Source organism: Alteromonas sp. G5_S2_22_S1, assembly GCF_054968525.1.
This window is the reverse complement of record NZ_JBQKUJ010000008.1, coordinates 129399-141440: the sequence shown is the minus strand read 5'-3', so window position 1 is coordinate 141440 and position 12042 is coordinate 129399. Positions and strand designations below refer to the sequence as shown.

Annotated in this window: 12 protein-coding genes; 6 read left to right on the top strand and 6 right to left on the bottom strand. The window is 46.2% G+C overall.

From position 1 onward, the window contains the following. Positions 1-56 precede the first annotated feature (56 nt). From ACTRWF_RS10805 to efpL, 3 genes are all read left to right on the top strand, one after another. Entirely contained in the window at positions 57-1073 is a 1017-nt protein-coding gene (locus ACTRWF_RS10805) for a ligase-associated DNA damage response exonuclease (RefSeq protein ID WP_278385015.1), read from the top strand. Then, positions 1073-2803, top strand: coding sequence for a cisplatin damage response ATP-dependent DNA ligase (locus tag ACTRWF_RS10800; RefSeq protein WP_024017125.1), 1731 nt, complete (start codon positions 1073-1075; stop codon positions 2801-2803). The genes ACTRWF_RS10805 and ACTRWF_RS10800 overlap by 1 nt, the downstream gene beginning before the upstream one ends. 98 nt (positions 2804-2901) lie before the next feature. After that, complete coding sequence (gene efpL / locus ACTRWF_RS10795) at positions 2902-3477, top strand: elongation factor P-like protein EfpL (RefSeq protein WP_015068333.1); 576 nt, start codon at positions 2902-2904, stop codon at positions 3475-3477. Between the two features lie 188 nt (positions 3478-3665). Here efpL and ACTRWF_RS10790 read toward each other — a convergent pair whose 3' ends face one another. Then, a complete protein-coding gene (locus ACTRWF_RS10790) occupies positions 3666-4634 on the bottom strand; it encodes a carbohydrate kinase family protein (protein WP_015068334.1) in 969 nt (322 codons plus the stop codon). A 285-nt stretch (positions 4635-4919) separates the two neighbouring features. Between ACTRWF_RS10790 and ACTRWF_RS10785 the strand changes: the two genes are divergently transcribed. Both ACTRWF_RS10785 and ACTRWF_RS10780 read left to right on the top strand, forming a co-directional pair. Beyond that, entirely contained in the window at positions 4920-6092 is a 1173-nt protein-coding gene (locus tag ACTRWF_RS10785) for an ROK family protein (RefSeq protein WP_462835540.1), read from the top strand. A gap of 35 nt (positions 6093-6127) precedes the next feature. Beyond that, a complete protein-coding gene (locus ACTRWF_RS10780) occupies positions 6128-7045 on the top strand; it encodes a homocysteine S-methyltransferase family protein (RefSeq protein WP_462835539.1) in 918 nt (305 codons plus the stop codon). A gap of 52 nt (positions 7046-7097) precedes the next feature. Here the strand turns inward: ACTRWF_RS10780 and ACTRWF_RS10775 are convergent, their stop codons facing one another. The 5 genes from ACTRWF_RS10775 to ubiG all read right to left on the bottom strand — a co-directional run bounded on the left by ACTRWF_RS10775 (position 7098) and on the right by ubiG (position 11460). Continuing rightward, complete coding sequence (locus tag ACTRWF_RS10775) at positions 7098-7757, bottom strand: glutathione S-transferase family protein (protein WP_020744459.1); 660 nt, start codon at positions 7755-7757, stop codon at positions 7098-7100. Then, complete coding sequence (locus ACTRWF_RS10770; protein WP_020744460.1) at positions 7757-8365, bottom strand: glutathione S-transferase family protein; 609 nt, start codon at positions 8363-8365, stop codon at positions 7757-7759. The genes ACTRWF_RS10775 and ACTRWF_RS10770 overlap by 1 nt, the downstream gene beginning before the upstream one ends. A gap of 130 nt (positions 8366-8495) precedes the next feature. Beyond that, a complete protein-coding gene (locus tag ACTRWF_RS10765) occupies positions 8496-9485 on the bottom strand; it encodes a lipase secretion chaperone (protein ID WP_462835538.1) in 990 nt (329 codons plus the stop codon). Continuing rightward, the gene (locus ACTRWF_RS10760) at positions 9485-10459 is read right to left on the bottom strand and encodes an alpha/beta fold hydrolase (RefSeq protein ID WP_462835537.1); all 975 of its coding nucleotides are present in this window, start codon (positions 10457-10459) and stop codon (positions 9485-9487) included. Before ACTRWF_RS10760 ends, ACTRWF_RS10765 begins: the two co-directional genes overlap by 1 nt. 248 nt (positions 10460-10707) lie before the next feature. Further along, the gene (gene ubiG, locus ACTRWF_RS10755; protein WP_462835536.1) at positions 10708-11460 is read right to left on the bottom strand and encodes a bifunctional 2-polyprenyl-6-hydroxyphenol methylase/3-demethylubiquinol 3-O-methyltransferase UbiG; all 753 of its coding nucleotides are present in this window, start codon (positions 11458-11460) and stop codon (positions 10708-10710) included. A 144-nt stretch (positions 11461-11604) separates the two neighbouring features. Here ubiG and ACTRWF_RS10750 point away from each other — a divergent pair, with 144 nt between their 5' ends. After that, positions 11605-11964: a DUF2237 family protein gene (locus tag ACTRWF_RS10750; RefSeq protein WP_015068342.1), complete on the top strand. Its 360-nt coding sequence runs from the start codon at positions 11605-11607 to the stop codon at positions 11962-11964. The last annotated feature ends 78 nt before the right edge of the window (positions 11965-12042 follow it).

Genomic DNA, 12042 nt, shown 5'->3' with positions numbered 1-12042 from the left:
TTTGGGGCCGTAAATACGTAGTAACAACAAACTTTTGTTAACGGATACGTTTGATAGTGCATCCATCAACCTGGCTGAAAGCTGACGATACCGGCCTTTATTGTGAGCCTGGTGAGTTTTACATTGACCCCATGAATGAAGTGGCGACAGCGCTTGTTACACACGGCCACGCTGATCACGCAAGAGCTGGCCATAACAGTGTGTACGCAAGTTCAGAAACACTGGCCATTATGCAAACCCGCTACGGTGAAGATATGGCGATTCAGCAGCACACTGTAGCAATGGGTGAAACCATTAATTTTAATGATGTAAAAGCCACCTTTTATCCCGCTGGACATATTCTAGGATCAACACAAATTTTAATTGAATACGGCGGTTACCGCGTTGTGGTCTCTGGCGATTACAAGCGCCGTCACGACCCCACATGCCCTCCGTTTGAAGTTGTCCCTTGCGATGTATTAATTACCGAAGCTACTTTTGGGCTTCCTGTCTTTAAACATCCACCTATTGGACATGAAATTGAAAAGCTGCTTCATTCATTACGCGTGTTTCCCGATCGATGCCATCTAGTAGGCGCTTATGCACTAGGTAAATGCCAACGGGTTATATTAGCGCTACGTGAGGCGGGTTACACAAAGCCAATCTACTTACATGGTGCGCAGCTCAAGCTGTGCGATTTATACAAGCAATTAGGAATAGACTTGGGTGAGTTAATTCCGGTATCTGAAGTTGCAGATAAGAAAACACTAACCGGTGAGATAGTCATTGCGCCCCCTTCGGCACTCGCCGACAGGTGGTCACGAAGCTTGCCTAACGTGCGCCCGGTTGTGGCGTCTGGTTGGATGCAAATTCGCGCTCGCGCGAAGCAAAAAAATGCCGAACTACCGCTTATTATCTCTGATCATTGCGACTGGCCCGAATTGCTGCAAACCATTGAAGAAGTCAACCCGAAAGAAGTGTGGGTGACCCACGGCAGAGAAGACGCTTTAATATATCAGGCAGAAAAAATGGGGTTTAAAGCCAGAGCATTATCGCTAGTTGGTTATGATGAAGAAGAGCAAGGAGGCGACTAGTGGAGGCATTCAGTAACTTACTTGAACAGCTTTATTACACCGCTGGAACCAAGGCAAAAGCGCAGCTTATCGCTGACTACATTGCCAATACGCCAGACCCTGACCGCGGCTGGGCCATTGCCGCTATGGCAGGCACGCTGCGCTTCGATTTTTTCAAGCGCAATACGGTAAAGAAGCTTATTATCGAACACACCGACCCCGCCCTTTTTGCCATGAGCTACGATTATGTCGGTGAAGTGAGCGAAACCGTGGCCCATTTATGGCCGCATAGCGAGCCTACAGACTCGCTTCCAAGCCTTACGGAAGTGGTAGAAACGTTTGCGTCGGTGAGTAAGCAAAAGGTGTCTGACACCTTGGCCCATTATCTAACCATAATGACACCTGCCCAGCGCTGGGCGTTACTGAAACTAGGGACGCGCGGTCTGCGCATAGGCGTGTCGGCCCGCTCTATTAAACAAATACTCGCAGATTACGGCAACAAAGATATCAAGGACATTGAAACCTTATGGCACGCGGTAACCCCGCCCTACGTGGATATGCTTTCATGGCTAGAAGGCAAAGCCGATAAACCCGATATTGAAAACGCGGTAACCTTTCACCCTGTCATGCTCTCTCACCCCATTGAAGATAGCGACATTGACGCATTCACTAAAGACACATGGCAAATTGAAAACAAGTACGACGGCATTCGTGTACAGCTCGTTGTTAAGTCAAATACAACCTTTGATGATAGACACAATAACAACCGTGCGCCCGATGAAGATCAGCCCGAAAAGGCGCTCTTCTCTCGGACTGGCGATGACATCAGCCACTCATTCCCAGACTTACTTGAAACCATAAATGGTAACATGGTGCTAGACGGTGAATTGCTTGTTATCCATAACGTGGAGGATCGCTATGACTCAACCGAAGGCTCAGCTAAAACAAGTGCGAATAATGAGAAAACGCTGATTGATAAAAGCGGCTCACAGGTTTCGCTCGCCACACAGCCGGATGTGGACACCTTCAACGCGCTTCAGCAGCGCCTTAATAAGAAAAAACCAAGCAAAGCGCTACAGTCTTCCGCTCCTGTAGGGCTCATTGTGTACGACGCCTTAGTGCTTAATGGTGAGGATCTCACTGAAAAAACGTTGAAAGCTCGGCGCCAAGCCCTTGAAAAGTGGTTTAGCGAAAATAGTAACAACCGTTTGTTTCTATCAGAAACCCTTACCGCTACCTCCCCTCAAAGCCTTCGCAAGCTTCACACTCAAGTTTGTCAAAACCGTGCAGTTGAAGGGCTGATGATAAAGCGCCTTGATAGTAAGTACATTCCCGGCCGGCCGAAGGGCAAATGGTTTAAGTGGAAGCGCGATCCGCTGGTTGTTGATGCGGTTATGATGTACGCGCAGCGGGGGCACGGAAAACGTTCAAGCTTCTATTCTGATTACACCTTTGGTGCGTGGGAAGACAACCAACTACTGCCCATTGGGAAAGCATATTCAGGCTTCACCGATGAAGAGCTTAAGAAGCTTGATAATTGGGTAAGACGCAATGCCGTCGGCCGCTTCGGGCCCGTACGAGAAGTTAAAAAAGAACTCGTATTAGAAGTGGCCTTCGACGCTGCTCACCCTTCATCAAGACATAAATCGGGCGTCGCGCTGCGCTTTCCTCGCATTCACCGTATTCGCTGGGACAAGCCCGCTGATGAAGCTGACACCCTAGCCAACGTGAAAGCCTTGATAGAGCAATGACACTAAAAAGCTTTCTAAGTAGCGCAAAATCGCAGAGAATGGCTTAAGCAATAGAATCAGGCTTGGACCTGAAAAAAACAAAACAATAGGAAGTCGCCATGCCTAAGGCTAGTGAAATTAAAAAGAATAACACCGTGGTATTTGACGGAAAAACTTGCATTGTAAGAGACATTGAACGCTCTGTTCCTCAAGGCCGCGCGGGTGGCAGTATTTATCGTATGCGTATGTACGACGTGGTCACCGGTGCAAAATACGACGAAACATTTAAAGACTCAGACACGCTGGATATGGCCGACTTAATACGTCGCCCTGCAATGTTTTCTTATATTGACGGCGAAGAGTATGTGTTCATGGATAAAGAAGACTATACACCTTACCACCTGAACAAGGACAGCATTGAAAACGAGGCGCTGTTTATCAACGAAGATACCGATGGCATTCAGGTTGTCATCGTTAGCGAAGTACCGGTTGCCTTAGACTTGCCCATGAGCGTTGAGCTTGAAGTGGTTGAAACCGACCCTTCCATCAAAGGCGCGTCGGCAACATCACGTACCAAACCGGCCACACTTTCAACAGGGTTGGTTGTGCAGGTGCCTGAATATATCAGCACCGGAGAGTGGATTAAGGTAAACACCGAAGAGCGTAAATTCCAAAGCAGAGCGGATAAGCACTAACCTAGACTCAAACGGTGAGCGCGTTAGCCTACCGCTCTTCGTGCCGTCAGCACGTGTTGTTAGAAGCAAAAACGCAGTCTTCTGTTACTAGAAAAAATAAACCCCTCCGAAAAAAGAGGGGTTTACCATCAATCTGAAGGGTTCAAATTTGAACCCTCTTTTTATTGTGCAACCGTTTATTAAATAACTTATTTAGCGATATTCGCTTGGGTCGGCAATGCACTGAAGGCACCGTACTGGGTTACCGTGTAAGCCCCACAGCGAATGGCAAATTCGGTAGCTTCGCTTACATTTTCAAAGTTTTCTGCCCAAGCGTCGAACTCATCTGCGTTTTTCACTTTCGTTGAAAGGAAATACAGAAAACCGCCAATGAACGAGTCACCCGCTGCGGTGGTGTCTTTTACATCCATTTTTGGCGATGCTAGCGTGCCGCTGAACGACTTAGTGATATAGTGAATTGGCTCGCCGCCATCGGTAACCAGTACAACTTTAACGCCGCTATCTAGCCACTGCTGCACTTTTGTATCTGCATTTTCTTCACCATAAAGTTCAGCCAGCTCTTCACGGCTTGCCTTTAGAATAGACACTTTCTTAGCGGCTTCGTCAATGCGGCTTGGCGCGTTCACTGTATCATCCCAAAACGCAGGGCGGTAGTTGATATCCAAGCACACCATCATGCCGTTATCCTTCGCCTTGTTTAGAATAAACTCGGTACCAGGAATAAGTTCTGGTCCAGAAATTGAGCCTGAGCAGAAGTGAAGCACGGTATTTTTGTCGCAATCAATAGTCGACAGGTCTTGCTCTGAAATGTGCTTATGCGCGGCATTATCAACGTAAAAGTCGAACGAGCGCTCACCGTCTTCATCAAGGTTTACAAACGCAAGCGCGGTATTGCCTTCTTGGGTGGTCCATACAAAGTCAGTGTTTACTTTGTAGTGCTCAAGCATCTCTTTAAGAAACGCGCCAAAAGTATCGTCGCCTACTTTCGATACCATTGCACTTTCACCGCCCAGCTGCGCTACCGCTACCGCTACATTAGCAGGTGCACCACCAGCATAGGGTTGAAAAGGTTTCATGGCTGGTATGTTGCCATCTTTGGGCGCCGCACCTTGGCTTAACATATCAATAAGCACTTCACCTAAACATAAAATTTTCATACCAGCCTCGCTTACAAAATACAAAAAATGGGCATTTAACGTTGCGCGAAAAGCACAAGGTTAACGAATCGTTAATTAATTGGGGCATAGTATTGTCGAAAGAAACAATTAAATCAACTCAATTGATTTAAAATTTTGCGCAAGAATTGTAGGATGTGATAGTGTTTGTGTTTACTTAATAAAGAAAGTTATTTCTGAACAACCACCTACACCACTTCTTATATTTGATACACGACTGGGTTGTTATTAAACTCTAGCTTCACTTAACGAAAGATTGTAATTACATTGAATATTGAACCGGCTTTTCACTTGCCATCCCAAAAAACGCCATTGCTACTCGATAATCGCTCTGCAAATGAACGAGAGATTCTCACTCTTATTCGTCAACGTGCCGCACTGTCAAAAGCAGAAATTGCGCAATTAACGGGGCTGTCTGCACAATCTGCTACCGTGATCATTAAAAAATTAGAAGCTGATGGTCTAGTTAAGAGACTAAAGCCGATTAAAGGCGGAGTTGGCCAGCCCAAAGTGCCATTTGGCCTTAATGAAAATGGGGCGTTTGGTATTGGGCTTAAGGTTGGTCGCCGTAGCTTCGATATGACGTTGCTCGATTTAAAAGGTAGCGTAAGGGCAACGCTTCACGAAAAGTTTGCGTATCCAACGGTAGGTAATTTACTCACTTTTGCTCAGCGTGCCTTTAATGTTTTGGTTAAAAATTTAAGCGATGAGCAACAAGGGCTGATCAGGGGCTTGGGCGTTGCCATGCCTTTTGAAATTTGGAGCTGGGCAGAAGAAGCCGGCGCACCTCAAAAAGAGCTAGAAGAATGGAAAGAGTTCAACCCGCAAACCGCACTTGAAGATTTATTAACCCTACCCGTATTTATTAAAAACGATGCTGGGGCCGCGTGCAGTGCCGAGATGTCCTTTGGCAACCCTGAAAGCTACAATAGCTTTTTATATATCTTCGTTGGCACCTTTTTAGGTGGCGGGCTTGTTCTTAACAGTCAATTGGTAAATGGGAAAACGGGTAACGCGGGAGCAATAGGCTCGCTACCTTTTTTCAACGGCAGCGAACAGCGCCAATTAATTACCCAATCTTCACTCTATTTATTGGAACGAAAACTGATAGATGCGGGCCTAAATGGCAAGCATATCTATGAATCTCCCTCTCATTGGCTTTGCGACGAAGATATTGTAAACCGTTGGATTAGCGAGACCGCTAAAGGGCTAGCATTTGCAACACAGTGCGCAATGAGCCTTTTAGATTTAGACGGCGTAATTATTGACGGCGCAGTGCCTAGCGACGTAAAACGCTTACTGGTTAAGCAAACACATGAAACAATGCAGCAGTTGGATATGCGGGGCATAGCAGAGGTTCAAATTAGCCCTGGCTACGTGGGCGGCAAGGCGCAATCTATTGGAAGCGCAAATTTGGCACTTCAAGCTAACTATTATTAATCATTCAGTAACACAGATATACAGTTAAGGTTTTCATGACGGCAGGTGATAAAGCAATTCAAATTTTAGACGGTGGAATGGGCCGGGAACTTAAAAAAATTGGCGCGCCTTTTAGACAACCAGAATGGTCTGCACTGGCGTTAATGCAAAGCCCTGAGTTAGTCAGTGACGTCCATACCCACTTTTTGAATGCAGGTGCCACCGTTATTACGACCAATGCCTACGCACTGGTGCCGTTTCACATTGGTGAGCAAACCTTTAATGAGCAGGCATTCAAGCTTGCCGAAACGGCAGCTAAGCTAGCAAGAGATGCCGTTAACGCCCCGCAAGGTAAACAAGAAGGTAAATTATCGGTGGCGGGCTGTATTCCCCCCGCTTTTGGCTCTTACCGCCCAGACCTCTTCGACGCGAGCAGGGTAAGTGAGATTCTGATACCTCTTATCGAAGCCCAAGCGCCTTATATCGACGTATGGTTAATTGAAACTGCTAGTTCAATTGAAGAGGCCGATGCCGTAGTTTCACTGATTAAAACGCTTTCTTCCCGCCCCATCTGGCTGTCGTTTTCTCTGCACAATAGAGCGTCAACAGATGAGCCTGTTACCCTTCGCTCTGGCGAGCCTTTAGAAAAAATAGTGCCCGTGCTTCGCGATGTTGAACGTGTACTTTTCAACTGCTCACAGCCAGAAGAAATGGAAAGTGCGATTACCATTACACGCAAATTAAACCCCAACATTGCTATTGGCGCCTATGCGAATAGCTTTTCAGAGAGAAAACGTAGCCACCAAGCTAACGCACTTTTATCTGAACTACGTGATGACGTTACCCCCGCGCGCTATCTTGATTACGTTAAATCTTGGATAGCGGCAGGCGCGAGCACCGTTGGGGGCTGCTGTGGTATTGGGCCAGAACATATCAAAGCAATTAGCGAGTTTCTTGAAACGCAAACGAACTAATTGCTAACGGCATCAGCACCGCTTAAAGGGGCGGAACATCATGATGTAAACGCTATTTCGTAACAACGTTTTTCGCCCCTTTTATCAACGCTTCTTTATCGATTTTGTTCGGCACTTCCACACCTCTGCGTGCTGCAGGCCTCGCTTCAATACTGTTCTTCCAGCGAATAAGATTGTCTAGCCCTTCGATGCTAACACCAGACCACTCGTACGTGCGCACCCAGCACCAGTTAGCCATATCAGCGATGCTGTAGTCATCGACTAAGTATGCTTTGTTTTCAAGATGGCCATCAAGCACCGTAAATAAACGCCGCACTTCGTTTTGGTATCGGGCGATAGCAACGGGTATCTTCTCTTCCAAGTAGCGATGAAAGACATTCGCCTGGCCCATCATGGGGCCAATACCGCCCATTTGAAACATGAGCCATTGAATAACTTGGCTCTTGCGCTTGGCGTCACGCGGTAAAAACATGCCCGTCTTTTCTGCCAGATATATCATGATAGCGCCCGATTCGAAGACTACATGCCCATCCTCTTCTCTATCAACAATGACAGGAATGCGACCGTTGGGGTTCATGGCTAAAAACTCAGGGGTTTTCTGCTCCCCTTTCATTAAGTTGACGCCATGTGCCGTGTATTTGAGGCCCATTTCTTCTAAAGCCACCGAGGCTTTCCACCCATTCGGTGTCGCTGCTGTGTATAAATCTATCATTAGGCGTTTGCACTCGCTCTGCTGCTTACCGCCTCGTACCAGCGCGTTAAGTTTACGTGCTCGTCCTTCATTCGAATTTTAACCACTCGCGCAAAATCCATAGCACACAAGGCGGTAATGTCGGCTATAGAGAACCTATCGCCCGCTATAAACTCTTTAACGCCAAGTCTGCGCTCGAGAATATTGAGATATTTCGACGCATTAATACCCGCCTCTTTACCAAACTCTGGTACTGGGGTCATGCGATCTTTAAAGTAGCCCGTTGTATGCTGAAAGCACATGCCAACTTGCATCATAAACGCCAACTCTACTTGTCGCTGCCACATAGAGATGGTTGCCTTTTCTACTGGCGTCGTCCCCATTAGTGGTGGTTCTGGTTGGAGTGCTTCAAAATAGGTACAAATCGCATCCGTTTCAGCAATACAGGTACCGTCATCAAGCTCTAAAATAGGTATTTTCCCTAAAGGGTTTTTAGCTCGCATTTCAGCACTTAAGTTTTCGCCTTTTTGAATATCGACCTGAACGTAATCAACATCAATGCCCTTTTCGGCTAAAAACATGCGTACTCGACGGGGATTAGGCGCGGTTTTCGTTTCGTAAATTTTCATAGTTTTTGTCTCGAGGCTTATTCACGCGTTATAGGGTGTAACAGCAAAGCTTAGAGTAGTAACTGAACTACTTGGTTTCAAATCACTCTGTATCTCAGTAAAACTATTCAGCACCTTTATGGTTATACCTCTATAGCGACGTCAGTACTTTCAAGCGTTTTATCTCGTTTACACTAAACTTTTGGCTTTGATAGTCGGCTAATGCTTCTTCAAACGCCTGCGCCGTCAGCGACTGCTGCTTTAACGTGTCTCGGTAGCGCTCAAATTCTGCCACACGACTTTTCCATTCAGCCTGCTGCTTCCACGTCTGCGTTAATCGCTCTGCTACCTCAGGGCCAAATTCCGCTGCTACTGCATTATAGCGGTCATTTAAACTCCCATGCGCCCGCTTTATCTCGTTAATGCGATGCATGTTAAGCGTAGGCTGAAACACTGTCCTTTCTTCGCTACTGCCTGCTTTAATCGACTCGACAATCAGCCCCTTGCGCGCCTCTTTGGATAAATGACTTTCCTGCGCTAGAGCAAGTCGGGCAAGGGCCGCTTCGTCTACTTTCGCATCTCGGCTAAATAAATAGTGATATTCTTTTTCTGAAAAATATGCGCGCCGAAGGTCTTCCCGCTCATCTAATTTATATGAAATATCTCGCAGGCTGTGCGTGGCTAGATCAACGTCTAATTCTGTTGACGACAACGCCACTTTATAATCGACATAGCGAGAAAACAAATCAGTGGCCACCTGCCGCGACGATACCGTAAAAGACGCCTTAGCGTGCGATACATAGGCACGCTTAATAACGTCTGGTAAATCACTAGTTCTTTGGAATATGAAGCGGTCAAAAAGATCTTTGGTTGTATAGCTTAGTTCAAAAGCAATAAGCCCAACATCGTCTTGCGAGACGGGGTGTCGACGAGTGCTAGTTTGCTGCTTTGCTTCAGTTTGGATAGCTGACTGTGCACTGTCAAAAGTACTTTTGGCAAGCGAACTTTCTTTGACCGCGCGGTTTATTTGATTGCCCCTTACTTCTGGCGAACCGTCAAAATAAAAAATATAGCTTAACGTGACAAGGAGAGCACTAAGCCCTCCTATAGCCACTATATAACGCTTACGTAAAAGCTTCACTACAGCCCTAACGCTTTTAGTCTATTTGCCTGACGAACAAACACATCTACAGGGTTGGTTTCAAACCAATGGGTGATGCCAAAGCTCTGATTCACCTCATCTAGATGATTCATTTTATAATTGTCTTTAAGCACCTTTCCTAAATGCGAACTACAGGTTGATACTAAGCCGTCGTTTGGCTCATTAAACGCTGTGCCGGTAATAGCTAGAAAAGGGTCAACGACGTCAAGAGCATTAGTATAAGTTCTACCGCCACTCCACGAGAAATAATACACACCATTGTCTGCCAACATCTTACCGTCGTTGCGGCAATACGCTGTCGGCATGCCTTCTGGATACTTTTGGTTAAACGCCACTGAACCTGATGTAGACAAAGAGTTTAACGCAGCAATTGAATCGGTTGGCTTGTCTCTTGGGTCTGAGCCTGAAGCAATTTCTATAATGTTGGCAAACGCGTCAACAACGACCCCTACGGCGCCTTCGCCCACGGAATCTTCTGCAAAAGCGTCTCTAAGCTGGTCAGCGACCTTACTTCCCCAATTTACACCCGCTACCGAGCTTACAGAGGCCACTTTATTCGGCGCAACACTCGCTGCATAGCGCGCAGTAGGACCGCCGTGACTATGGCCTATCAAATTGACTTTTTCAGCACCGGAGAGCGCTAATACTTCATCGATATATTCTAGAAGCTGCTCCCCACGCACTTCTGTAGAATTTGCCGGTGAAACTTCAGCGATGTAAACCACCGCACCGTTTCGACTGAGTTTGTGAGGCACTTTGTAAAAGTAGTCAACAAACAGGACATCTTCGAAACCGAAAAGGCCATGAACAAGGACAATCGGATGTTTTGTTTTAGCGTATGTATCCGCTTGTGCTTGCCCCGAGTAGCCCGTGGCAAGAGTAAACAGTGCAATGACGCTGACCAAGGTAACAGCAAGTGTCTGTCTTGCGTGATTATAGTTATTGCGTTGCATGGTGTGTGCCCCATAATTATGTTTAGGAATGGTCTGTGGTCAGACCATTGTTATAATTATGTTAACACAGTGTAAAGATCAACCATCGTATTGCAATTTTAATATTCGGTGAGGATAGCTGGGTAAGTCGCTTGTCCTTTTTCGATTAATAATACTTAGCAAATTCAAAAAGCTAGATTCGTTTCTAATTATGACTTTCTATACTATTTTTTAAGGCAATAGAGGGAATAAATAGAACTAATAACCTATTATTCATGCTTAGAATACGCTTGGATAAAATTGACCGACAGGCTTGGCGTTGTTAACCATTCACCTTTAAAGGGATTGAGGCGCATACCCGTTTGGTGTTTTAGCGCAAACCTGTCACCCACCCACGCTTGTAACTCTTGGGGTTTTACAAATTTACGCCAGTCGTGAGTGCCCACAGGCAAATAGCGCATCACATATTCAGCGCCCACTATGGCAATTACATAACTTTTAATTGTTCTGTTAAGCGTTGCTAGGATGAGTAAACCACCCGGTCTAACTAGGCTTGCACACTCATTAATTAACTGACGCTGGTCAGGTACATGCTCTACCACCTCGGCGTTGATCACAACGTCATATTGCTGGCCAGTCATTACCGCTTCACTTGACAGCATATGTTTATACTCGACGTCTACGCCACTTTTTAGCGCATGACGTTTCGCAACTTCAACACTTACTGAACTGGCATCAATACCCGTCACCTTTGCCCCTAACGCGGCCAAAGGTTCACTGATGAGACCACCGCCACTGCCGATATCGATGATCGATAACGCAGAATAGTCTGGAGGAAGATTCCCTTTACCAAAGTGGTTCTCTAATTGGGTTTTAATTATGGTCAATCTTGCTCGATTAAATTCTAGCGCGGTTTTGTATTTTCCGTTTGGGTCCCACCAAGAGTATGCAAGGCCATCAAAGCGCGCAATTTCTTCTTCGGAAAAATTACTATTACCTGTTTTTTTGCTTTTATCGAGCACGATTTTTTACCTTTAACCGTAATGACATATACACATACCTGTTGACCCTAAGTACCCATGGCAATAAGGTAAAGCAGTGAGTATTAGCGCGTATATGACGTTGCTTTTATGCATAATTATACGTAGTTAAAGAGGGTTTTGATTTTGGCGAATGCAAAAAATGTTTATGGCCGTCCACTACAATTGTGTTGTGGCAATACGGGATATACCCGAGAGGGCTTTTGTTACGTACCTGACGCAGATGTAGGTAATCATAGCGTGTGCGCTGTTGTTACCGATGAGTTTCTACAGTTTTCACTGCGCCAAGGAAACGACCTTATCACGCCTTGGCCTAGTATGTCGTTCCCAGGATTGTTAGACGGCGATAGATGGTGTTTGTGTGCGGCGCGCTGGCTGCAAGCTTACGAGGCCGGCGTTGCGCCCAAAGTACGGTTAGAAGCCACCCACGAGAAAGCGCTCGATATCATTCCTCTGGCCCTGCTAGAAGACTTTGCCGCCGAATAAGGATGCCGCGTATGGCGCGCCAGATTTAGCGCGCCACTCTTCATTTAATGATTATGGTCGTTTAATGATTATGGTCAC